24 protein-coding genes are annotated in these 21,190 nt (G+C 66.9%); 8 read left to right on the top strand and 16 right to left on the bottom strand.

Annotated elements, in window-relative coordinates; translation table 11 throughout:
* Positions 1-10 precede the first annotated feature (10 nt).
* The 4 genes from FE811_RS08785 to FE811_RS08770 are packed head-to-tail and all read right to left on the bottom strand — an operon-like array spanning position 11 to position 2,814.
* Positions 11-1,510, bottom strand: a complete 1,500-nt coding sequence (locus FE811_RS08785; RefSeq protein WP_140847230.1) for a class I adenylate-forming enzyme family protein — start codon at positions 1,508-1,510, stop codon at positions 11-13.
* Positions 1,510-1,878: a MaoC/PaaZ C-terminal domain-containing protein gene (locus FE811_RS08780; protein ID WP_140847227.1), complete on the bottom strand. Its 369-nt coding sequence runs from the start codon at positions 1,876-1,878 to the stop codon at positions 1,510-1,512. Before FE811_RS08780 ends, FE811_RS08785 begins: the two co-directional genes overlap by 1 nt.
* Complete coding sequence (locus FE811_RS08775) at positions 1,871-2,287, bottom strand: hypothetical protein (RefSeq protein WP_140847224.1); 417 nt, start codon at positions 2,285-2,287, stop codon at positions 1,871-1,873. Before FE811_RS08775 ends, FE811_RS08780 begins: the two co-directional genes overlap by 8 nt.
* A complete protein-coding gene (locus FE811_RS08770) occupies positions 2,287-2,814 on the bottom strand; it encodes a PaaI family thioesterase (protein WP_140847221.1) in 528 nt (175 codons plus the stop codon). The genes FE811_RS08775 and FE811_RS08770 overlap by 1 nt, the downstream gene beginning before the upstream one ends.
* Positions 2,815-2,928: 114 nt before the next feature.
* Between FE811_RS08770 and FE811_RS08765 the strand changes: the two genes are divergently transcribed.
* The gene (locus FE811_RS08765) at positions 2,929-3,495 is read left to right on the top strand and encodes a nuclear transport factor 2 family protein (protein WP_036757242.1); all 567 of its coding nucleotides are present in this window, start codon (positions 2,929-2,931) and stop codon (positions 3,493-3,495) included.
* Positions 3,492-3,965, top strand: a complete 474-nt coding sequence (locus FE811_RS08760; RefSeq protein WP_181180838.1) for a VOC family protein — start codon at positions 3,492-3,494, stop codon at positions 3,963-3,965. The genes FE811_RS08765 and FE811_RS08760 overlap by 4 nt, the downstream gene beginning before the upstream one ends.
* A 44-nt stretch (positions 3,966-4,009) precedes the next feature.
* Here FE811_RS08760 and FE811_RS08755 read toward each other — a convergent pair whose 3' ends face one another.
* Genes FE811_RS08755 through FE811_RS08745 form a run of 3 tightly spaced genes read right to left on the bottom strand, consistent with a single transcriptional unit; the run spans position 4,010 to position 7,428 of the window.
* Positions 4,010-5,437 carry a dihydrolipoamide acetyltransferase family protein gene (locus tag FE811_RS08755; RefSeq protein WP_140847216.1) on the bottom strand — a complete coding sequence of 476 codons (1,428 nt, stop codon included), beginning with the start codon at positions 5,435-5,437 and terminating at the stop codon, positions 4,010-4,012.
* Positions 5,438-5,439: 2 nt separating this feature from the next.
* Entirely contained in the window at positions 5,440-6,453 is a 1,014-nt protein-coding gene (locus FE811_RS08750; RefSeq protein ID WP_140847213.1) for an alpha-ketoacid dehydrogenase subunit beta, read from the bottom strand.
* A 9-nt stretch (positions 6,454-6,462) separates the two neighbouring features.
* Entirely contained in the window at positions 6,463-7,428 is a 966-nt protein-coding gene (locus FE811_RS08745; protein ID WP_072463249.1) for a thiamine pyrophosphate-dependent dehydrogenase E1 component subunit alpha, read from the bottom strand.
* A 126-nt stretch (positions 7,429-7,554) separates the two neighbouring features.
* Here FE811_RS08745 and FE811_RS08740 point away from each other — a divergent pair, with 126 nt between their 5' ends.
* Together FE811_RS08740 and FE811_RS08735 are read left to right on the top strand one after the other, a co-directional pair.
* On the top strand, positions 7,555-8,718 hold the full coding sequence (locus FE811_RS08740) for an acyl-CoA dehydrogenase family protein (RefSeq protein WP_072463250.1): 1,164 nt from the start codon (positions 7,555-7,557) through the stop codon (positions 8,716-8,718).
* Positions 8,719-8,789: 71 nt separating this feature from the next.
* On the top strand, positions 8,790-9,125 hold the full coding sequence (locus FE811_RS08735; RefSeq protein ID WP_074990666.1) for a Rieske 2Fe-2S domain-containing protein: 336 nt from the start codon (positions 8,790-8,792) through the stop codon (positions 9,123-9,125).
* 12 nt (positions 9,126-9,137) lie between these two features.
* Here FE811_RS08735 and FE811_RS08730 read toward each other — a convergent pair whose 3' ends face one another.
* The 9 genes from FE811_RS08730 to FE811_RS08690 form a co-directional block, all read right to left on the bottom strand.
* Positions 9,138-9,935: a sugar phosphate isomerase/epimerase gene (locus FE811_RS08730; protein WP_140847210.1), complete on the bottom strand. Its 798-nt coding sequence runs from the start codon at positions 9,933-9,935 to the stop codon at positions 9,138-9,140.
* Positions 9,936-9,941: 6 nt separating this feature from the next.
* Positions 9,942-10,646, bottom strand: a complete 705-nt coding sequence (locus FE811_RS08725) for an ABC transporter ATP-binding protein (protein ID WP_036757230.1) — start codon at positions 10,644-10,646, stop codon at positions 9,942-9,944.
* On the bottom strand, positions 10,636-11,406 hold the full coding sequence (locus tag FE811_RS08720; protein WP_036757227.1) for an ABC transporter ATP-binding protein: 771 nt from the start codon (positions 11,404-11,406) through the stop codon (positions 10,636-10,638). Before FE811_RS08720 ends, FE811_RS08725 begins: the two co-directional genes overlap by 11 nt.
* Positions 11,387-12,286 carry a branched-chain amino acid ABC transporter permease gene (locus FE811_RS08715; protein WP_024844832.1) on the bottom strand — a complete coding sequence of 300 codons (900 nt, stop codon included), beginning with the start codon at positions 12,284-12,286 and terminating at the stop codon, positions 11,387-11,389. Before FE811_RS08715 ends, FE811_RS08720 begins: the two co-directional genes overlap by 20 nt.
* The gene (locus FE811_RS08710; RefSeq protein WP_036757225.1) at positions 12,283-13,173 is read right to left on the bottom strand and encodes a branched-chain amino acid ABC transporter permease; all 891 of its coding nucleotides are present in this window, start codon (positions 13,171-13,173) and stop codon (positions 12,283-12,285) included. The genes FE811_RS08715 and FE811_RS08710 overlap by 4 nt, the downstream gene beginning before the upstream one ends.
* 67 nt (positions 13,174-13,240) lie before the next feature.
* On the bottom strand, positions 13,241-14,368 hold the full coding sequence (locus FE811_RS08705; RefSeq protein WP_036757221.1) for an ABC transporter substrate-binding protein: 1,128 nt from the start codon (positions 14,366-14,368) through the stop codon (positions 13,241-13,243).
* 170 nt (positions 14,369-14,538) lie between these two features.
* Positions 14,539-16,194, bottom strand: a complete 1,656-nt coding sequence (locus tag FE811_RS08700) for a class I adenylate-forming enzyme family protein (protein WP_140847207.1) — start codon at positions 16,192-16,194, stop codon at positions 14,539-14,541.
* Positions 16,195-16,246: 52 nt separating this feature from the next.
* Positions 16,247-16,564 (bottom strand): 2Fe-2S iron-sulfur cluster-binding protein, encoded by a 318-nt coding sequence (locus tag FE811_RS08695; protein ID WP_072463255.1) that lies wholly within the window; start codon positions 16,562-16,564, stop codon positions 16,247-16,249.
* Between the two features lie 27 nt (positions 16,565-16,591).
* Positions 16,592-17,149 (bottom strand): VOC family protein, encoded by a 558-nt coding sequence (locus FE811_RS08690; protein ID WP_140847204.1) that lies wholly within the window; start codon positions 17,147-17,149, stop codon positions 16,592-16,594.
* Between the two features lie 282 nt (positions 17,150-17,431).
* On the opposite strand from FE811_RS08690, the gene FE811_RS08685 reads away from it, so the two are divergent.
* The 4 genes from FE811_RS08685 to FE811_RS08670 all read left to right on the top strand — a co-directional run bounded on the left by FE811_RS08685 (position 17,432) and on the right by FE811_RS08670 (position 21,190).
* A complete protein-coding gene (locus FE811_RS08685) occupies positions 17,432-18,106 on the top strand; it encodes a GntR family transcriptional regulator (protein ID WP_028710204.1) in 675 nt (224 codons plus the stop codon).
* Between the two features lie 166 nt (positions 18,107-18,272).
* Positions 18,273-19,499: an aromatic ring-hydroxylating dioxygenase subunit alpha gene (locus tag FE811_RS08680; protein WP_255469696.1), complete on the top strand. Its 1,227-nt coding sequence runs from the start codon at positions 18,273-18,275 to the stop codon at positions 19,497-19,499.
* 3 nt (positions 19,500-19,502) lie between these two features.
* On the top strand, positions 19,503-20,303 hold the full coding sequence (locus FE811_RS08675) for an enoyl-CoA hydratase/isomerase family protein (protein WP_140847199.1): 801 nt from the start codon (positions 19,503-19,505) through the stop codon (positions 20,301-20,303).
* Between the two features lie 5 nt (positions 20,304-20,308).
* Positions 20,309-21,190 carry an SDR family oxidoreductase gene (locus FE811_RS08670; RefSeq protein ID WP_214275235.1) on the top strand — a complete coding sequence of 294 codons (882 nt, stop codon included), beginning with the start codon at positions 20,309-20,311 and terminating at the stop codon, positions 21,188-21,190.

Below are 21,190 nucleotides of genomic sequence, written 5' to 3'. Positions count from 1 at the left end.
CCGCGGCCGTTCAGGCCGTGGCGTCCAGCACCATGGTTTCGACCTCTTCGCGGATGATCTTGCCGCTGGTGCTGCGCGGAAAGCGCTCGACCGGGACGAAGACCACGTCCTTGGGGCGCTTGTAGCCGGCCAGGCTGGCGCGGCACAGCGCGATCACCCCGGCCTCGTCCAGGCTGTCGTCGCAGCGCGCCACCACCGCCACCGGCACCTCGCCCCAATGCGGATCGGGGCGGCGCACGACGATGGCGTCGGCGACGCGCGGATCGGCCAGGATCACCCGCTCGATCTCGGCCGGATAGATGTTCTCGCCCCCGGACTTGATGAGATATTTCGAGCGCCCGGCGAATTCATAGCCCGCGGGCGTGCGGCGGAACAGGTCGCCCATGTGGAACCAGCCGCCGCTGAAATTGTCGCGGTTGACCTCGTCGGCGTTCCAGTAGCCGCTGAAAAGCGTCGGCCCCCTGACCCAGGCTTCGCCGGTCTCGCCCTGGGCCACGTCGCGGCCGTCGGGGCCGACAAGGCGCAGCTCGGTCAGCACGCTCAGCTTCTTGGCAAGGCTGCGCGGCATCTCTCCGGGCCGGATCAGGTCGCCGGAGAGCGGCGGCATCCCGGTCTCGGTCGCGCCGAAGGAATTGAGATAGGGCGCGTCGAGACGCCGCGTCACCTCGTCGATGACCGCGGCCGGCGTCATGTCCGCCATGGCTCCGACCACCCGCACGCCCTTGATCCGGGGCCGGCGCGTCCGCAGGCGGGCCAGCAGAAGCTCGGTGGTGGCGGGCACGATCATCAGCCAGCCGATGCGCTGCTGCTCCAGCGTGTCGATGATCCGGTCGGCGTCGAACCCGTCCATCACGGTGACGGCGCCGCCGATCAGCAGGGTCGAGAACAGATGCTCGGTGCCCCCCATGTGGAACATCGGCGCCCATGAGATATAGCCGTCCTCGCGCGCGAGCCCCAGGTCCAGCCGAAAGGCGCACATGCGCGCGATCTGCGCCCGCTGGCTGATGACGGCGGCCTTGGGCCGGCCGGTGGTGCCCGAGGTATAGATGATGATGAACCCGTCCTCGGGCCGGGCCTGGTCGGGGGCCTCGCCCTCGCATCCCAGGCTGCGCAGGTCCAGGGCCTTGCGGTCGGGGCAGGCGGCGCGGGCCAGGTCGCGGTGGCGGGCCGAGCAAAGCATAAGCCGCGGCTGGACCAGGTCGATGCACCAGGCCAGTTCCGGCGCCACCAGCCGCCAGTTCAGGCAGGCGACCATTGCCCCCAGCTTGGCGCAGGCCAGCTGCGTCAGGCCGTATTCGATGCAGTTCTCGGACAGGACGGCCACGCGGTCGCCCCGCGTCACGCCCCGCGCCGCCAGGTCGGCGGCGATGCGGTCGGCGGCGGCGATCATCCCGGCATAGCTCAGCACCCGGTCGCCCTCGATCAGCGCCGGCGCCTCGGGCCGGTCATGGGCGCGCCCGGCGATCAGGCGCCAGACCGTCGTGCCGCTTGCCGTCAGGATATCGGACATCAGTCATGCTCCTTGAAGCTGAATTGGACCCGCAGGACCGGCGCCGCGCGCCCCTCGGCGTAAAGTGTGCCGCCGGGCTCGGGGGTCAGCCGGGCGGCAAGCCGGTCGCCCTCGAAGACGTTGTCGGCGAAGAAGGCGGCGATCTCGGCGAACTCGGCCTGCGGATGGGCGGCCATGGCGGCGCTGATGACATAGGCCAGGTTGGCCGGGCCGGGATTGACGCGCCGGGGGCCGAAGCCCGCCGCCTCGGCGGCCTCGCGCCGCAGGTGGATGGTGTTGTCGTCGCGCAGAAGCGCGCACCATTCCGCCATGTCGGGGCCGCTGACCGGGCCGAAGCTCCAGCCGGTTTCGTCCTGCCTGTCAGTCATCGGCCACCACCGGGGTAATCATCCTGAATTGCAGCACGCTGGCCGGGCTGGCCTGGTCCGACAGCGTGATGGCCAGCGCCAGATGGTCGGCCTGGCCAAAGCGGCGGCTGGGCTTGCGCGTCAGGTCCAGAACCTCGACCGTGGCGTCATAGGCTTGGCCAACCCGCAGCCGGCCGGGAAAGGACAGCCGGCATTCGCCCAGCACCGGACCGGCATCGAAGGCCAGCCCCAGGTTGCGGCTGAAATCGCCGATGGGCGCCGGCATTGCCGCCAGCGCGCCCAGGTAGGCGTGGATCGGATGCGCCAGGTCGCCCTGCCGCGGCGGGGCGGCGCAAAGCGCGCGCACCCGGTCGTCCAGCGCGGCGGTCAGGTCGTATCGCCTGCCGGGGATGGGGGGCTGGCTTGCCATCAGCGGCCGATGCGCGCGAAGCGGCGCTCGATCTCGGGGCCGATGCGGTCGAAATAGGTGGTGTCGGCCAGCGCGTCCATCGCCATGACCTTGAAGAGCGCGCGGGCGTTCATCACCGGCCGGTCGCCGACGCTGCATCGCATCTGGGCAAAGACCAGGTTGCGGGTCTTGCGCGTCACCTCGATGTCGCCGCGCACCCAGTCGCCGAGGTGGACGATGGACAGGAAGTCGATGTTCATCGAGATCGTGGGCACCACCGCCGCCGCATAGCCGACCAGATGCTGCACGCCGTAAGCCTGCATGTCGGTAAAGGCCGCCAGCGCCGCGCCGTGGCAATAGCGCGATGGGTTCAGGTGGCGTTCCGCGCAGCGAAAGCCTACCGCGAATTGCCCCGCCCCGTCGCGCGTCGCATGCACGGGGCCGAAGGTGTCGCAGAACCCGCCGGGCGAGGGCAGCTCGATCCAGCCCTCCGGTGCGGGCGGGGTGCTTTCCGAGGCCTTGAGAGGGTGGAACGCGTCAAGGGTCATCAGCGGATCCCGAACTGGCTGCGCGATATATTTATACACAAACAATAAAACTATATAATGAAAACCGAGTCAATGTGTGCAATAACAGTTTTACTGCTGTAAGGGAGAGACAAGTTGACCGATCTGGAAACCCGGCTGGACCGCCTGGAATCGCGCGCCGAGATCCTGGCGCTGATTTCGCATTACTGCAAAGCCTGCGACGACCGCGACGTGCCCCTGTTGCGGTCGCTGTTTCGCGAGGATTCCTGGGTGCGCTCCGCCGACGGACGCATGAAGGGCGAGGGGCTCGGGGGCATCATGCAGATGTATCGCAAGCGGTTCGAGGTGCTGGGCCTGTCGGTCCACTGGACCCATGACACGGTCGTCACCTTCGATCCCGCCGACCCGGACCGCGCCACCGGCGAGGTGTTCTGCCATGCCGAGGCGGTGCGCAACCAGCAGGTGCTGGTCGGCTCGCTGCGCTACGAGGACGAATACCGCCGCCGCGACGGGAAATGGTATTTCGCCTCGCGGCTGCTGAAGTTCCTGTATTACGTCCCGGTGCAAAGCTATGCCGAGGCGCTGGCCTCGCCGCTGCGCCAGCGCGGATACGAGGCGCCGATGCCCGGCGACTATCCTGAATCGCTGCCCAGCTGGACCGGCTGGCTGCGGCATTACCAGCCCGAGGAACAGCGGGCGTGATCCTGGGGGTTCATCACGCGGCGATCTCGACCCATGACATCGAAAGGCTGATCGGCTTCTATACCGAGGTGCTGGGGTTCGAGCTGGTCCACCGCCAGTCCTGGACCGCCGATGCCGAGGTCCAGAACGCGCTGCTGGGCGCCAGCGGTTCGGCCGCCCAGCTGGCGATGCTGCGGCACCGGAACTGCTATCTGGAACTGTTCCAGTTCGAGGCGCCGGCCCCGGAACGGCGCAGCCCGCATCAGCGCCTATTCGGGGCCGGGCTGACGCATCTTTGCCTGGCGGTGCAGGATCTGGACGCCGAATACGAACGGCTGCAGCAGAAGGGCGTGGTGTTCCATTCCTCGCCCCTGCCGCGGCCGACCTTCAACGCGGTCTATGGCCATGACCCGGACGGCAATGTCGTGGAACTGCTGGAGCTTTACGACGCCTCGCATGCCTTCGCGGCGCATTGGCCCGTCCCCGAATAGGAAAGGCCCCCGAAAGGGGGCCTTTGCCGCGCCGGGATGCGGCGTCACATCACCAGCGACATCGGCGCTTCGATCCGGGCCTTCAGGGTGGACAGGAACTGCGCGGCGACCGCGCCGTCGATGCCTCGGTGATCGGCCGACAGCGTCAGCGTCGCGACGCTGGCGAAACGCAGCCCGCCATCGGCGGTCTCGCGCGCCTCGCGCCGGGGGCCGCCCACCGCCAGGATCGCGCCCTGGGGCGGGTTGATGATCGCATCGAAACTGTGCACGCCATACATGCCCAGGTTGGACAGGGTGAAGGTGCCGCCGCGCAGATCCTCGGCGGTCAGGCTGCGGTCGCGGGCGGCGGCGATCAGCCGGCCCGCTTCGGCCGAGATCTCGGTCAGGGGCCGCTGGGCGGCATTGCGGATCACCGGCGTGACCAGCCCGGCGTCGATGGCGACCGCGACGCACAGATCGACCTGGTCGAAGCGGGTGATGCCGCTGTCCGAGACGTGGATGTTCACCTCGGGATGGGCCGCCAGGGCCAGGGCGGCGGCGCGCAGCAGGAAGTCGTTGACCGAAATTCTCGCGCCCTCGCGCCCGCTGTTGAACTGGCTGCGCAGCGCCATCAGCGCGTCCATCTCGACATCCATGGCGGTGTAGAAATGCGGCACGGTCTGCTTGGAATGGCGCAGCGCGTTGGCGATGGATTTGCGCATCCCGGTAAAGGGCTGCTCGACCCCCTGCGCCGCAGCCGTTGCCGGCGCTGCCCCAGGCGCGGCGGGAATCGCGGCCGCTGGCGGCGACCACAGGCCGGCCGCCTGGACCGCTGCCTGCACATCGGCCAGCGAGATGCGCCCGCGGTAGCCGCTGGGCTTCAGCCCGGTCAGGTCGAAGCCAAGCGCATTGGCGAAATTCACCCCGACCGGGCTGGCATGGGCGCCCGCATTCCGCCTTGCCGCCTCGTCGGGGGCAAGCGCGGCGGGGCGCGGCGGCAGGTCGGCCTTCCTGATCTTGCCACCCCAGCCCGAACCCTCGACCCCGGCCAGGTCGATGCCGTCCTGCTCGGCGATGCGGCGCGCCAAGGGGGAGGCCTTCGGCGCGGCGCCGGCATCCGCAGGAGCATCGGCGGCGGGGGAGGGTTCGGGCCCTGCGGATTCCGCCCGTCCCTCGTCCTTGGGTTCGAACGAGGCATCGACGGGCACATAGGAGGCGATGAATTCGGCCAGTTCGGCCTCGCTGGCATCGGCTTCGGCCAGCACGGCGATCAGCGCGCCGACCGGGGCGGTCTCGCCCTCGGGTACCAGGATGCGGCGCAGGGTGCCGCCCCTGTCGGTGTCCAGCGTGTTGACGATCTTGTCGGTCTCGATGTCGACCAGCTCGGTGCCCGGCTCGACGCTGTCGCCCTCGGCGACGATCCAGCGCGAGATCTGGCCCTCGGACATTTCAAGGCCCCATTTCGGCAGGGTGACGGGGTGGATCCGGGCCATGCTCACTCTCCTTTCACGGCTTTGCGGATGGCCGCTTCGATCCGGTCGGGACCGGGGACATACATGCGCTCCAATTCGCGGGCGAAGGGCACCGGCGTATGTGGCGCCGTGACCCGCACCACCGGCGCATGCAGCGAGGCGAAGCCTTTCTCGGCCGCGATGGCGGCGATTTCCGAGGCGATCGAGCAGACCGGGTTGGATTCGTCCACGACCACCAGCCGCCCGGTCAGCGACAGGCTTTCCAGGATCATCTCTTCGTCGATGGGCGAGGTGGAACGCAGGTCGATCAGATCGACGGTGATTCCGTCCCCGGCCAGCTTCGCCGCCGCCTTTGCGGCAAAGGAGACCATGCGGCCCAGCGTGACCACGGTCGCATCCTTGCCCGATTGCACCAGGCTCGCGCCATGCAGCGGCGCCACGTATTCGTCGTCCGGCACCTCGCCCTTGCTGGAATAAAGCGCCTTGTGTTCCAGGAAGATCACCGGGTCGTCGTCGCGGATCGCCGCGGCCAGCATGCCCTTGGCATCGGCCGGGTTCGACGGCACCACCACCTTCAGCCCCGGCACGGCCGAAAGCATGGAATAGATGGTCTGGCTGTGCTGTGCGGCGGCGTTCATGCCGGCGCCCATGGACATGCGCACGACGATGGGCGCCTTGGCCTTGCCGCCGAACATATAGCGGAACTTGGCCATCTGGTTATAGATCTGGTCCATGGCGACGCCGACGAAATCGGCGAACATCAGCTCGGCCACCGGGCGCATGCCGGCCAGCGCCGCGCCATTGGCCAGGCCGATGATGGCGCTTTCCGAAATCGGCGTGTCGATGACGCGCTGGTCGCCGAACTCGCCCATCAGCCCCTTGGTCACGCCGAAGATGCCGCCGGCCGCATCGCGGCTGCCCGACGACCCGCCGGCGCCGCCCGACACGTCCTCGCCGATGACGATGACGCCGGGATCGCGGCGCATCTCCTGAAACAGCGCCTCGTTCAGCGCCTCTCGCATAGTCTTCACGGTCATGATGCGGTCCTAGTAATCGGCATAGACGTCAGAGAGCATGATCTCGACCCCCGGCGCCGGCGCCTTGCGGGCCGAGGCCACGCAATCCTCGATGAAGGCCGCGATCTCGGCGTCGATGGCATCCAGCTCGGCCGCCTCGATCAGCTTGGCCTCGGTGACTTTCCGGCGGAAACGCAGCAGGGCGTCCTGGGTCTCGCGCAGGGTCTTGACCTCGTCCTTGGCGCGGTAGTTCTGCGGATCGCCCTCGAAATGGCCGAAATAGCGCGTCGCCTCGGCGATCAGGGCGCAGGGGCCCTTGCCTGCGCGCACATGCTCCAGCGCATCCGCCATCGCCTGGTGGACCGAGAAATAGTCGAAGCCATCCGCCTCGAAGACCGGCAGGCCGAAGCCTCGCGTCCGCCCGGCCAGGTCCGAGCCGATGCCATAGCCTTCGCCGGTATGTTCGGAATAGCCGTTCAGTTCGAAGACGAAGATCTTGGGCAGCTTCAGCACGACGGCCATGTTCATCGCCTCGAAGACCGTGCCCTGGTTCGACGAGCCGCCGCCGCCGAAGGACACCGCCACGCTGCCGTCGCCGCGCGCCTGGCAGGCCAGCGCCGCCCCCACCGCGATGGGCGGGCCGCCGCCGACGATGCCGTTCGCGCCCAGCATCCCCTTGTCGATGTCGGCGATGTGCATCGAGCCGCCGCGGCCCTTGCACAGCCCGTCGGCGCGGCCATAGATCTCGTGCATCATCAGCCGCGGGTCGCAGCCCTTGGCGATGCAATGGCCATGCCCGCGATGGGTCGAACTGATATAGTCGCGGTCGGTCAGATGCTCGCAGATGCCGACGGCGATCGCCTCTTGCCCCGCATACAGATGCGTGAAGCCGGCGATCTCGCCGCTGCGATTCTCGATATGCAGTCTTTCCTCGAATTCCCGGATCATCCGCATCTGCCGATAGGCCTTCAGGATGTCGGTGCGGCTTTGTTGCATGGCCCTCTCCCGCTCGTCTTGCCCCCGGAAACTGGTCGATTCTTGCGGGCGTGTCAATTTATATATGTTCAAACGATGGCCTTTACGTATACTAAGAAAGCATAAACTGTATTTTTGGAGGAGAGGATGGATTTCCGGCTGACCGAGATCCAGCGTGACCTGCAAGAGGCGGCGCGCAAGTTCGCCCGCACCGAGCTGGTGGATCTTGCCCGCGACCTTGAAGAGAAGGCAGAGCCCGTCCCGCATGAATGGGTCAGGCGCTATGCCGAGCTGGGCTTTCTTGGCATCAACGTGGCCGAGGAATACGGCGGCATGGGGCTTGGCAACCTGGAGGCGCTGCTCGTCGTCGAGGAGTTCGCCAAGATCAGCTCGGCCGTGGCGTTTCCGGTCTTCGAATCCTGCGTCGGCCCGGTGCGCGCCATCGAGCGTTTCGCGCCCGAAAGCCTGAAGGCGCGGGTGATCCCCGCCGTCTGCCGCGGCGAGAAGGTCGTCGCCATCGGCATGTCCGAACCCGATGCCGGCTCGGCCCTGACCGACCTGAAGACCCGCGCCCGCGTCGAATCGGACAAGGTGGTGCTGAACGGCGCGAAGCGCTGGTGCTCCGGCGGCGGCCATGCCCAGGGCTACCTGGTCTATGCCCGCTTCGACGACAGGCCGGGCGCGGGCTCGATCGGTGCGGTCTATGTGGAAAAGGGCACGCCCGGCTTCAGCTTCGGCCCGCAAGAGCGGCTGATGGGGTTCCGCGGCGTGCCGTCGAGCGACCTGTTCTTCGACAATGTCGAGCTGCCGCTGGAGAATGTCGTCGTGCCCGGCGGCGGCTTCAAGCGGCTGATGGAAGCCTTCGACCTGGAGCGCTGCGGCAATGCCACCATGTCGCTGGGCCAGGCTTCCGGCGCGCTCGAGGATGTGCTGGGCTATGTCCAGGAACGCCACCAGTTCGGCCGGCCGCTGGTCGATTTCCAGGCGGTGCAGATCAAGCTGGCCGAAATGCGGCTGCGCGTCGATGCGGCGCGGCTTCTGATCCATCGCGCGGCGCAGAACGCCCAGGACGGGATGCCCTCGATCCTGGACAGTTCGCTGGCGAAATGCTTTGCCAACGAGATCTCGCGCGAAGTGACCGGCAATGCCGTGCAGCTGATGGGCGGCTACGGCTATTCCAAGGAATATCCGATGGAACGCCGGCTGCGGGATTCCTGGGGCTGGGGCATCGCCGGCGGCGCGGTGGACATCCAGAAGGTGAACATCACCGCCGCCATGATCGGCCGCCGCTTCGACCAGCGCCGCGCCTGAGCCATGCGCCGGGCCGGTTGACCGGCCCGGCGTTTCCCTTGAAACCTGCCGCAAGAAGGGAAGGGCAGAGAATGATCCCCAGAGGATTTGGCGCCGATGCCGAGGAATTCGTCGATGTCGGTGCGGTCATGCAGGTGCCGAGCATGGGGCCCTGGTTCGTCACCGCGGGCGGGCGCGAGGTGATCCTGTGCCGCCGCGACGGCGAGATCGTCGCCTTCTCGGGCAATTGCACGCATAACTTCGCCCGCCTGTCCGAGGGCGAGGTGGAAGGCAACGTGGTCATCTGTCCCAAGCACGGCGCCCGCTTCGACTGCTCGACCGGCAAGGCCATGTCCTCGCTTTGCAGCGACCTGCCCAGGGTCGAGGTCAGGATTTCCGGCCGCCGCGTGCTGGTGCGGCGCAGCTGAAGGCCCGGCCCTTCACAGCCGATAGCGCAGCAGCGCCCGTTTCAGCAGTTGCGCGCGGGCGATGGGGTCCAGCCCCTGTTTCTCAAGCCGCAGCATCGGCACCTCGACATCCAGCGGCAGGCCGGGATCGGTGGCGTCCAGCAGGGCTTGCAGCGGCAGTTCGCCCTCGCCCGGTATCTCGCGATCCTCGACCGCCTCGCGAAAGGCGTCCTCGGGCGGGGCCAGCATCGCGTCGCAGAATTGCAGCGCGCCGATGGTGTCGGCCAGGGCGCCAAGCTGGGCCGGGCTGCCGCCGGTGCGCGCCAGGTGCAGCGGATCGACCAGCAGGCTCAGGTTCGCGTGGCCGCTCTGGCGCACGAAATCCGCCGCCTCGCCCACCGTGCGCAGCGAGGAAAACGCCATGAACTCGATGGAAAGGGCGATGCCGCGCGCGGCTGCCGCGTCGCAGGTCTGCGACAGCCGGTCCGAGGCGCGGGGCAGGTCGCGATCATAGACCAGCGCGGTGGCGCGCCGCGCCCCGATCTCGGCGGCATGGTCCAGCACCGGCAGGTAATCGGCGGGATCGGTGCGGCCGGAAAAGGGCAGGGCCTCGACATTGTGGACCTGCACGCCCTCTGCCCCCAGCGCCTGCACGAAGGCCCGCGTGGGCGCGCCGGGCAGCAGCCGCGGAAAGATGTCGAGCTGCGGCGCCGGCGGGTGCAGAAAGACCGTGACGAAGGGAAAGCCCGCCGCGGCGGCGGCCCGGACCAGCGCCACCGGATCGGTGTCGCGCAGGCTGAGCTGGTGCAGGGTCAGGATGCGCTCAGCCATGTCCGCTCAGGCGCCCAGATAGCTTTCGATCACCCGCTGGTCGCGCATCAGCACGTCCGAGGCGCCCTCCATCACGATCCGGCCGCGATCCAGAACATAGGCCCGCTGCGTGCATTCCAGCGCGCGATAGGCGTTCTGCTCGACCAGCAGGATGGTCAGCCCCTCGCGGTTGAGCCGGGTCAGCGCGTCGAAGACCTGGTCGCCCATCAGCGGCGACAGGCCCAGCGACGGCTCGTCCAGCAGCAGGATTTCCGGCGCGCCCATCAGCGCGCGGCCGATGGCCAGCATCTGCTGCTGGCCGCCCGAGAGCGTGCCGGCGATCTGGTCGGCGCGCTCCTCCAGGATCGGGAAGATGCCGTAGACCTGTTCCAGGCTGTATCGCGCCGGCCGCTGGCCCAGGGCCAGCATGCCCAGCTGCAGGTTTTCCCAGACCGACATGTCGGCCAGCACCTGCCGCCCCTCGGGGACATGCAGCAGGCCCTGGCGCGAGACCTGGAAGGCGGCCATGCGGCCCAGATCCTTGCCGTCGAAGACGACCTGCCCCCTTTGCGGCACCACGGTCCGGCTCAGCGCGTTCAGAAGCGTCGATTTCCCCGCTCCGTTCGAGCCGACCAGCGCCACCATCTCGCCGCGGTTCACATGCAGGCTGACATCGCGCAGCGCCTGGATGCCCTTGTAGGAGACGCTCAGATTCCTGACTTCAAGCAGCATCGGCCTTGCCTCCGATATAGGCTTCGATGACCTTTGGATCGCGGGTGACGGCCTCGGGCGGCCCCTCGGCGATCATGCGGCCGGAATCCAGCACATAGACCTGGCTGCACAGGCGCGAGACGAAGGCCACGTTATGCTCGATCAGCAAAAGCCCCATGCCCGAACGCGCCAGATCCTCGAAGATCTCGGCCATTTCGGCGGATTCGACCTCGTTCATGCCGGCCACGGGCTCGTCCAGCATGACGATGCGCGGCGCCGCGGCGATCGAACGGGCCATCTCGACCCGGCGCTGGTGGCCATAGGGCAGGCTGCCCGCCTCGTAATCGGCATATTTCTGGATGCCGAAGCGGCCCAGCAGCTCCCAGGCCTGCTCGCGCAGGCGGCGGGTCTCGGCCAGGGCGGCGGGCAGGCCCATCAGGCTGGACATGACCCCGCTGCGCTGCTTGCGGAAATAGCCGATGACGACATTGTCGAGGACGCTTTCCTCGGGCAGCAGGCGGATGTTCTGGAAGGTGCGGGCGATGCCGCAGCGGGCGACCTCGTCCACATGCAGCCGCGTAAGCTGTTGCTCGTCCAGGTAGACCTCGCCCCTGGTCAGGCTGTAGACGCCCGAGATCATGTTGACGACGGTGCTTTTGCCGGCGCCGTTCGGGCCGATCAGCCCGGTGATCCGGCCGGCGGGGACGGTCATGTTGATGCCGTCGACGGCCTTCAGCCCGCCGAAATACTTGCAGGCGTCCTCAATCCGCAGCGACGACATCGGCCCCCTCCTTCCGCTTGGACATGGTTTTGGGCGCGCGGCGCAGGCGGCGGCGCAGCCAGTAGACCAGCTCATCGCCCACGCCGTTCGGCAGGAAGGTGATGACCAGGATCAGGATCACCCCGTTCAGGATGCCGCGGTTCTCGGCCAGCGGGCGCGCCAGTTCGGGCAGGATCGCCATGATCAGCGCCCCGGCGATGGGGCCCAGGAGCGTGTTGCGCCCGCCCAGCACCACCACGGTCAGGCTGGCGACCATGGCGTGAAAGCCGAAATCCACCGGCTCGATGTTGAAGACGTAAAGCGAACGCAGCGCCCCGAAGACCGCGCCGATCAGCCCCGACAGCACGAAGGCCAGCGCGTAATAGGACTTGATCGGCACGCCGAGCGAGGCGGCGACGGAATCGTCCTGGCGCAGCGCGTTGAACACCCGGCCGACCGAGGTGCGGTTGATCGACCAGATCACGTAGATCGTGACCAGCACCGCCAGCAGCAGCCAGCCGGTATTCATCACCCGCGGGATGCCCGAGATGCCGATGGCGCCGCCGGTAAAGCTTTCGAAATACAAGAGCAGCGCGATCACCACCTGCACGAAGGCCAGCGTGGCGATGGCCTGGAAGGCGCCGCGCAGCCGCGCCAGCGGCACCGACAGCACATAGCTGACCGCCATCCCCACCACGGCCGAGACCAGGATGGCCGCCGGCACCGGGACGCCGTATCGCGTCACCAGGATCGCCGTGGCATAGGCGCCAAGCGCCGAGAAGCCCGCCGTCGCGATCGAGAACACGCCCGCACGCAGTGCCAGCTGCTGGCTGTAGCCCAGCCCGACCGCGATCAGGAAGAAGTCGATGAGCGGCTGATAGGAATAGTAAAAGGACATCATCTGCGGCTTCCTCCTGCATAGTTGCCGGCGCGTCCGAACAGGCCGTTCGGAAAGAACAGCAGCGTGACGAACAGCAGCGCGAAGATGATCGCGGTGGACAGTTCGCTGGACAGATAGGCGATGGTCAGCGACTGCACGATTCCGATCAGGATCGCCGCGACCACCGCGCCCTGAAGCGAGCCCAGCCCGCCGATCACCACCACGACGAAGGCTTGCAGCAGGAAGGGCTCGCCCATCATGAAGTGGATCGAGTTGAAGGACAGGCCGATCAGCACCCCCGCCAGCCCCGCCAGCGCCCCGGCGATGAAGAAGGTCTGGCGATAGACCGCCGCGGCCGAGATGCCCAGCAGCGCCGAGGCATGTTCGTTGCTGGACACCGCCCGGACCTGGCGGCCGAAGCTGGTGCGGTTGATGTAATAGGCCAGGGCCAGCACCAGGACCAGCACCAGCCCCAGGATGGTCAGCTGCAACAGCGAGATGCGCATCCCCCAGAAGCTGAAGAACTTGACCGGGAAGGTGCCGAAGGGAAAGCTCAGCACCTTGGTGTTCGAGACCTGCTGGGCGATGTTCATCAGGATCAGGTCCACCCCGATCGAGGTGACGATGGCGGCGAATTCGGCATGGCCCGACTTGCGCAATTGCCGGAAGGCCACGAAATCCACCACGACCGAGATCGCCCCGGTCGCGATGGTCGCCAGCAGCAGCGCGAACCAGAAGGGCAGCCCCTGCGCCGTCGCGTAATAGGCGATGAAGGCACCGGCCATGAAGATCGCGCCATGGGCGAGGTTCAGCAGTTTCTGCACGCCGAAGATCAGCGTGAAGCCAAGCGCGAACAGGGCATAGATCGCGCCGGACACCGTTCCATTGAGTATCTGTTGCAGTAGCATCCCGGTGGTCCGTCCAAAAGGGTTGCGGCCAGGGCGCCCGGCGCCCCGGCCCATGGCGCGCGGGCGATCAGCGCGGAGCCTGGACGAAGGCGCCGTCCTGCACCGTCAGCACGTTCATGCCCACATGCGGATAGCGTTTCTCGTCCACCGAATAGCTGCCCTGGCCGGCGGCCACGCGGACCTCGCTGGTCTTGCCCAGCTGGTCGCGCAGCGCCTCGCGCGTGGGTTCGGGCATGGACTTCAGCGCATTGGCCATCACCAGCATCCCGCCGTAGCCGACGGCGTTCCAGTTGTCGGCCTCGTGGCCGAACGTCTCGCTGAACTCGGTGGCGAAGGCCTTGGTGAAATCGTCATAGCCGCCCGGCACCCAGTCGGCGATGAAGGTGACGCCCTCGACGCCCGCGCCGCCGCGGTTCAGGAATTCGGGCGAGGCGAAGGCATTGTGGCCGAAGACCGGCGTCGCCGGGTCCAGTCCGGCCTGGCGCAGCTGGACGATGATGTTCGCCCCCTGCGAGGCCGAGGCCGAGACGAAGACGCAATCCTGCTGCGAGGTGGCGATCTTGGTCGCCACCGACGAGAAGTCGGAATCGGTGCCGCCGACCTGTTCGACGGTGGTGATCCTGACGCCCTTGTCGGTCATCAGCTTCTCGAACTGCTTTTGCAACGCGACATAGGCCTCGATGTCGCGGATGCCGATGACGGCGCATTCCTTCACGCCTTTCACATCGGCCGCGTAATCCACCAGATAGGGGATGGTGATTTCCGGCGGCTGGGTCAGGATGAACGACCAGGGCCCCTGATCCAGCACCTCGGGCGTGTTCGTCGTGGTGACGACCGGCACCTTGTATTGGTTGCCCGAGGACGCGCCGGCGATGGCGACCGCGCCGCTGGTCGGACCCAGGATCCCCAGGATCGAGGGATCGTTGGCATAGCGCGCGATCAGCGACATGGTCTGCGTGCGATCCGTGGCGTCATCGGCATAGGTGACCTTGAGCGTGTTGCCCTCGCCCAGAAGGCCCTGTTCGTTGATCTGCTGCTCGGCCAGGCGCATGCCGTCGGCGACGGCGGTGCCGATGAAGGCTGCGGGGCCGGTCAGGGCTTGCAGGACGACGACGTGATACTCGTCGGATTGGGCGGCCATGGCGGGCAGCAACGCCATTGCGGTGCAGGTGGCGAACAGATTGGACAGTTTCACGACGGTTTCCTCCCCAGGAATGTGAACGGCGGGTTGACCTGGCGGTCGCCCGGTATCGGATCGCGATCCTTCGCGATCCGTGACGGATTCTCGGCTTCCTCCACAATACTATGTATATCACAGATGGATATAAAAATATTGTAGAACGAAGTAAAAATACTTGTGATGGATTATTGGGCGGCGCAGCTATCCGCCGCCATCTCTTGCACCATGTCGCGCAGCTTGAATTTCTGGATCTTGCTGGCGGACATCGGCCATTCGGCGATGAAATGGACGTCGCGCGGCACCTTGAAGCTGGCGATGCGCGTCTTGCAATAGGCGATCAGCGCGGCCGGGTCCACGCTTTGGCCCGGCACCAGTTCCACGAAGGCCACCGGCACCTCTTGCAGCCGCGGATCGGGCTTGCCGACGACCTGGCAGGTCTTGACCGCGGGATGCTGGGCCACGACCATCTCGATCTCCAGCGCGGCGACGTTTTCGCCGCCGACCTTCAGCATGTCCTTGGCCCGGCCGTGGAACATCAGCGTGCCGGCAGCGTCGAGCGAGCCGAGGTCGCCGGTATGGAACCAGCCGTCGCGCTTGGCCTCGGCGGTCTTTTCGGGATCGCCGTAATATTCGGTGAAGATCGAGAAGCCCTTGACGCAGATCTCGCCGATCTCGCCCGGCGCGGCCCCGGTGCCGTCCTCGCGCGCGATGCGCACGGACAGCCCGTCGAAGGGACGGCCAAGGCGGTTGAAGCGCTCGGCCTCGCTGTCGGCGGGGTCGCTGGTGGTGACGGTGCCGGCGGTTTCGGTCATGCCATAGGTGCCGACGAAGACCGCGTTGGGAAAGCTCTTGCGCATCAACTCGCGGAACGGCTCCGGGCTCAGCGCCATCGAGCAGTTGATGAGCCGCAGCGATGCCATGTCCTCGGCGCGGAAATCCGGGTGATAGACCATGTCCGACAGGAACAGGGCAAAGCTGGGATAGCCGATGGTCGGCCGCGCCTCGCGCACCAGCCGCAGCGCAGCGGCGGCGTCGAAATGCTGCATGCCGATATAGGTGGCGCCGGCATGATAGGCCGCGCATAGCGGGAAAAGCGCGCCGACATGGAACATGGGCAGGGGCGACCAGAACGCGTCCCGATCGGTCATCCCGTAGCGCTCGGCCAGGCCCATGCCGGTGCGGACCAGCGCCTCGTGGCTGATCATGCAGCCTTTCGGATTCGAGGTCGTCCCCGAAGTATACAATATCAGCGCCGTCTGCCGCAGCGTGACGGCGCGGCGCAGCCGGTCGATCAGCGCGTCCTCGACATCGGCGGCGAAGCGCTGGGACACGGACTGGCGCAGGCATCCGGCCGAGGGTTCGTCGGTCAGCAGGGTGATGCCGCGCAGGCGGGGGGCCTCGGGCAGGCTGATCGGCTGGTCCGGGGGCGCGTCGCGCAGGGCCGGAAAGGCCTGGTGCAGCCGCGCCCGGAAGTCCAGCCCCTCGGCCACCTGCGTTGTCGAGATGATATGCACCAGGTCGGCGTTGACGGTCTGGTAGCGCAGCTCGTGTTCGCGATAGCGGGCATTCATCGGCACCGAGACCGCGCCCAGATAGGCCAGCCCGAAGTAGTATTCCAGGTATTCGATGCAGCTGGGCAGGAAGATCCCGACATGGTCGCCGGGCCGCACGCCCAGGCCGTAAAGTTCGCGGGCCCGCAGCATGGCGGCCTGGTGCAGCTGGCGAAAGCTGCGGTTCTGGTCGGGAAACCGGATCGCGTCCTTGTCCGGCGTCCGTGCCGTTGCCCGGACCAGAAGATCGCCGACCGTGGTGGTGGCCGTGTAGTTGAGCGTAGCTGACATCTTTCCCCCCGGCCCGTTCGCGCCGGGCCCCTCATTGCTGCGACGATTGCGGCTATTCCTCGGGTGCCAGCGTCACCTCGAGCCCGGCAAGGTCGTCGGTCACGGGGATCTGGCAGCTCAGCCGCGATGTTTCGCGATAGGTTTCCATGAATTCCAGCAGTTCCCGTTCGTCGGGCTGTTGTTCCGGCAGGCGGTCGAGCCAGCCGGGCGCGACATAGATGTGGCAGGTCGCGCAAGAGCAGGAACCGCCGCAGATCGCGGCGACGTCAAGGCCGGCCACGTCGCGCAGGGCCTCCATCAGGCTGGTTCCGGGTGCTGCGTCGAACTCCTTCACGCTTCCGTCGCGGTCCGTGGCTGTGATTCGTGGCATCTGGCGTCCTTGTCTGTCGATCTGGGGCTAGAGATGGCGGATGGGCTGCGAACCGTCCCAATCGGCCGCCAGCGCCTCCAGCCGGGCAAAGAATTTCACGAGCCCGGCAGAGGGCTGCACGATCTCGACCACCCGGCCCTGGTCCAGCGGGTCGCTGTCCAGATAGGCAAAGGGAATGCCGGCCGCGGTGCGCCCGCCCATCAGCACCCCGATGCCCTCGGCCTGCCAGGCGGCAAGGTCGGCGTCCAGATCCCTGGATAGCAGGCAGACGTGATGCAGGCCGCCGCCGCGCCGCGCGATGAAATCGGTGAACATCGAATCGTCGCCGCCGGTCTGCTGGATGATCTCGATCTGCATGCCGCCCCAGGAAGCCAGCGCCACCGCGTTCTCGACCTGGATCGGCCGGCCGCGATAATGCAGCTCGGCATAGTCGATTCGCGGGGTGACGAGGAACGGGCCCACGCCCAGCGTCTGCGTCCAATGCGCCAGCGCGCACTCCAGGTCGGGCACGACATAGCCCATCTGGACGATGGCGCCCTGGCGCGACCTGGCCTTGGTTCCCACGGGATCGAAGCTGTCCGGCATTGATCCTCCCCCTCCGTGGCGGCATCATTGTGTATTTTTTACCGCATTTCAATATACAATTCTTGCCAATGCAAGATTTTCATCCTGAAGGCCCGCCCGGACGCGAAAACGGGCTGCTTCCAGCCGGTGTGGCCACCTTGCCATCGGCAACAGTATTGCAGAGCGACTCGGGCTTGGAATACGCTGGGCGTGAAGTGTAAGCATACAATCTGCTGCCACCTGGCGTATATGGGAAGCCTGTTTCGACCGGGTCAAGCTCATGGGCAGAGAAGGAGAAGAAAAATGGCACGATCTGCCGGAATGACGCATTCGGAGAAGGTTCGGCTTGCGCTCGAACAGGACATCTTCTCGGGCGCCATCGCGCCGGGAAGCTCGCTGGACGAAGAGGAGCTTGCCCGCCGCTTCGAGGTTTCCCGCACCCCCGTGCGCGAGGCCATCCTGCAACTGATCGAGTCCGGCATCGTGGAAAAGCGGCCCCGGCAGGGCGCAGTCGTCACCATGACCGATGTCACCGACCTGATCCGGCAGTTCGAGGTGATGTCCGAACTGGAATCCATCTGCGCCAAATACTCGGCCCGGCGGATGACCCCGGAAGAGCGCGCGACGCTGAAGGAGGTGCATGAACAGTCCGAGCGCGCCTTCGCCGCCGGCGACCAGGACAACTATTATGCGCTGAGCCGCAAGTTCCACCTGCTGGTGATCGACGGCACGCATAATAAGGAACTGATCGACATGACCAACAAGCTCGGCAGCAAGCTGGTGCCTTATCGCCGCTTCCAGCTGGGCTATCCGGGCCAGTCGCAGTCGAACCTGGAGGATCACCGCGCGATTCTGGAGGCGATCCTGGCCCAGGACGTCGAGCGGGCGGCCGAACAATTCCGCAAGCATACCAAGGTCCAGGGCGACATCCTGGCCGATTACATCGCCATGAACGAGGAGCGCGTCCGGGCCAGCTGATCTCCCCGCCGATCTCAATCCACAAATTTTGTTCTTGCGTATGCAGTAATGATCTATAAAAATACATACTAATCGGCCGGGTCGGATGCTTTCCGCCCCATGGCCTGATCGCATCAGCGTCTTCTGGGGAGGAATGGCGATGAATCCGCAAGAAAAGCAGCGTATCTTGGATCAGCAGGCTTACGAAAGCGCGCGCGGGGGTCCACCCGAGGGGTTCCCGCAGTTCCCCGACCTGCCGGGCCTGCGCTATACCGATCCCGCCTTCTTCGCGCTGGAGATGGAGCATCTTTGGCGCAAGACCTGGCTCTATGCCGTCCATGCCGACGAACTGCCCGAGGTCGGCTCCTACATCCAGTGGTCGCGACTGGGCGAGCCGCTGTTCTTCATCCGTGGCGAGGACCAGAAGGTCCGCTGCTTTTACAACACCTGCCGCCATCGCGGTGCGCCCGTCGTGACCGAGCCGTCCGGCAAGTCCCGCGGCGTGTCCTGCAAGTATCACGGCTGGACCTACAACACGCGCGGCGAGCTGATCAACCTGCGCGACCGGCGCGATTTCGTCGGGCTGGATCTCAGCTGCCGTTCGCTGGTCGAGGTGCGCTGCGAAAATATCGGCAACCTGTATTTCGTGAACCTCGATTCCGACGCCATGGCCCTGCGCGACTATCTGGGCCCGGTGGCGCAGGCGCTGGACGAGATGAAGCCCGACACGCTGGCACTGATCGACAAGTCCACGATCCAGGTGAAATGCAACGTCAAGATCCTGATCGACGCCTTCCTCGAGGTCTATCACCTCAAGTCGATCCACCAGAACACCGTGGACCGTTTCCTGGACCACCGCGGCTCGGCCATCACGCTATACGAACACGGGCATTCCCGCATGGTCACGCCCTTCAAGCGCGAGGGCTGGAAAGACCCCGGCGTGCGCGGCCTGCCCGAGATCGACGGCGTCGATCCCTGGTTCGGCGACACCAACCTGTCGCTGATGGCCTATCCGAACCTGGTCACGCCGGTTTCGCCCTGGGGGATCCCGGTCCTGGCCTTCTGGCCCGAAACCATCGACACCATGTCGATCGACGTCTACTGGTTCGCGCCGCATTGGGGCGAGGGGCCGCGCCCCGAGGTCTGGGACATGCGCATCCGCAATTTCGCCGCGATCCTGGAAGAAGACCTGCAATTCGCCGACAAGATCCAGATCGCCGCCATGTCCAGCGGGCTGCGGGACTTTCCGCTGAACTACCAGGAACGGCGGATCTATCACTGGCACGAGGAACTCGACCGCCGCATCGGTGCCGACCGCGTGCCCCCGGCGCTGCGCATCAAGCCGTTGTTGCAGCCTTATTGGGACAGCAACTGGAAACCGGCCGAGGCACCCTCGGAAACCGAGCGGGCCTGAGCCATGCCGGACCTGCCCGTCCTTCCTCCGACCGTTCGCTATGAACGGCGCGGCGCGGTGGCGATCATCCGCATCGACCGGCCCGAACTGCGCAACGCGGCCGACCGCGCCACCTCCTACGGCGTCCACGAGGCGCTGTGCCATGCCGAGGCCGACGAAAGCGTCGGCGCCATCGTCCTGACCGGCACCGGCGAGCGCGCCTTCTGCGCCGGCATGGACCTGAAGGAGGCCGGCCGCATGGGCTCGGGCACCGGGCTGGTGCCGGGCGCGGGCTTTCTGGGCGTGACCGAGCGGCGCTGCCCCAAGCCGCTGATCGCGGCCGTCAACGGCGCGGCCGTCGCCGGCGGCTGCGAGGCGGCGCTGGCCTGCGACCTGGTCGTCGCGGCGGACCACGCGGTCTTCGGCCTGCCCGAGATCCGCCGCGGCATGGTCGCCTTTGCCGGCGGCGTGCAGCGGCTGGCGCAGATCCTGCCGCGGCAGAAGGCCTTCGAGGTGATCTTTTCGGGCGCCCATTACCCGGCGCAGGCTTTCGCCGCGCTGGGGCTGGTCAATCGCGTCGTGCCGGGCGACCGGGTGCTGGACGAGGCCGTCGCCCTGGCCGAGGAGGTGCTGGCCAATTCCTGGCACTGCCTGCGCCTTGCCAAGCAGCTTTACGAGGTGGCGCGGGACGAGACGCTGCAAGCCGCGATCGACTGGGGCCACCGGCACGGCCCCGCGCTGATGAACTCGGCCGACAGCCGCGAGGGGATCGCGGCCTTCAACCACGGCCGGGACGCAAATTTCGCCAATGGGACACGGATATGAACGAAATGGCACAGCCCTCGGCGGCAGGCCCGCACGGGTTTCAATGGTTCCTGACCGATGAGGAACTGGCAAGCCGGCCGACGATCTACGCCCCCGATCTTTTCGCGGGCAAGCGCTTCCTGATCACCGGCGGCGGGACCGGCATGGGCCGGGCGATGACCTTCCTGCTGGCCCGGCTGGGCGCGAAGGTCATGATCGCCGGCCGGCGCGAGGAGGTGCTGGCCGATGCGCAAGAGGCGGTCGGGCGCCTGACCGGCCAGCATGTCGACTACATGCCGATGTCGATCCGCGACCCCGACCAGGTCGATGCGCTGCTGGACCGGGTCTTCGGCGACTGGGGCGGGCTCGACACGCTGGTGAACAATGCCGGCGGCCAGTTCCCGCAGGACGCCATCGGCTTTTCGCGCAAGGGCTGGAACTCGGTCATCGACCTGAACCTGAACGGGACGTGGTGGATGATGCAGGGCGCCGCCCAACGCTGGCGCGACCGGGACGAGGCCGGCAACGTCATCTCGATCGTGGCCCATGTCGGGCGCGGCATGCCGCAGGCCGCGCATACCTGCGCGGCGCGGGCGGGGGTGATCTATCTCAGCCGGACGGTGGCGACGGAATGGGCGCCGCTGAACATCCGGGTGAACTGCATCGCGCCGGGCGCCATCGCCTCGGAAGGGCTGTCGAAATATCCCGCAGAGGCCACCGCGCGCTTTCGCAACGTCAACCCGCAGCGGCGCATGGGCAACGGCTGGGACATCGCGGAAGGCGTGGCCTACCTGTCCTCGGATGCGGGCAATTTCATCACCGGCGAGGTGCTGACCATCGACGGCGGCATGCAGATGTGGGGCACGGTCTGGCCCGCCGGCGTGCCCGAGCATTTCAACGTGGTATGA

Origin of the sequence: Paracoccus sp. FO-3 (assembly GCF_006386455.1) — a bacterium.
Classification (GTDB): Bacteria; Pseudomonadota; Alphaproteobacteria; order Rhodobacterales; family Rhodobacteraceae; genus Paracoccus; species Paracoccus versutus.
This window is presented reverse-complemented; position numbering and strand designations above follow the sequence as displayed.